The organism is Streptomyces sp. NPDC001634, assembly GCF_040298185.1.
Classification (GTDB): Bacteria; Actinomycetota; Actinomycetes; order Streptomycetales; family Streptomycetaceae; genus Streptomyces.
Map to the genome: position 1 here is coordinate 1 of NZ_JBEOZU010000238.1, position 1,315 is coordinate 1,315.

The 1,315-nt window shown below is 38.8% G+C and carries 2 protein-coding genes; both read left to right on the plus strand.

The window, feature by feature from the left end:
* Positions 1-963: type I restriction-modification system subunit M (locus ABT186_RS47785; RefSeq protein WP_351930713.1), on the plus strand; the 963-nt coding region annotated here is incomplete at its 5' end.
* Positions 953-1,315, plus strand: a 363-nt coding sequence (locus ABT186_RS47790) for a restriction endonuclease subunit S domain-containing protein (RefSeq protein ID WP_351930715.1), incomplete at its 3' end; no start/stop codon positions are given. The genes ABT186_RS47785 and ABT186_RS47790, both read left to right, overlap by 11 nt.

The window sequence follows — 1,315 nt, forward strand, 5'->3', positions numbered from 1 at the left end:
CAAGAATCTCGAGCACCTTTTCATATCTATGACCCTGCGATGGGTTCAGGTTCTTTGATGCTTAATATTCGTCGCTATCTCATCAATCCAAATCAAGTGCACTATCATGGACAAGAGTTAAATACAACGACCTTTAACTTGGCACGTATGAACTTAATTCTTCATGGGGTGGATAAAGAACGCATGAACCTGAATAACGGAGATACTTTAGATGCCGATTGGCCCTCAGAAGAGCCTTATCAGTTTGATTCCGTAGTCATGAATCCACCTTATTCTGCAAAATGGTCAGCGGCAGATCAGTTTCTCTCTGACCCTCGTTTTGAGCGTTTTGGAAAATTAGCGCCTAAATCTAAAGCTGACTTTGCCTTTCTCCTTCACGGTTTTTACCATTTGAAAGAATCGGGAACAATGGGAATTGTCCTTCCGCATGGCGTGCTCTTTAGAGGAGCCGCAGAAGGAACCATTCGTCAAGCCCTTTTAGAAATGGGAGCCATTGATGCGGTCATTGGCTTGCCGGCCAATATTTTTTTTGGAACGAGTATTCCGACAACGGTTATTATTTTGAAGAAAAACCGCTCTCATCGTGATGTCTTATTTATCGATGCTTCTCAAGATTTTGAAAAACAAAAAAATAAAAATGTCCTGTTGGATGAACATATTGATAAAATTGTTTCTATCTACAAAAAACGAGAAGATATTGAAAGATATGCTCATGTTGCAAGTTTTGATGAGATCCAAGAAAATGACTTTAACTTAAATATCCCTCGTTATGTCGATACCTTTGAGGAAGAGGAACCGGTTGATTTGGTTGCAGTAAATACCAATCTCCTTAAGGTCAATGAAGAATTAGTTCAACAAGAGCAAGTGCTCTTATCGTTGATTGACGATTTTTCAGAAAGTGAAGAGAATCAAGCCTTAATTGATTCGATGCGTCTTCTTTTGAGAGGTGGGCATGATGAGTAAAAAGAGTCCACAATTAAGGTTTGAAGGTTTTACGGATGATTGGGAAGAGCGTAAGTTCTCAAATTTAGCTGAAGTAAGACGGGGCTTAACATATAAGCCATCCGATGTCCAAAAATATGGTATTAGGGTTCTTCGTTCTTCCAATATTGCAGAAGATACTTTTTTAATTAAATCGGACGATGTCTTTGTAAATAAAGAGGCAGTTAAAATTGACAAAGTGAAAAATGGGGATATTCTTATCACTTCTGCAAATGGATCTAGCCGTTTAGTTGGTAAGCATGCTTTGATTGAAGGGATTGAAAATGATACTGTTCATGGTGGATTTATGCTTGTCGCAAGGGCTGAAAAACCG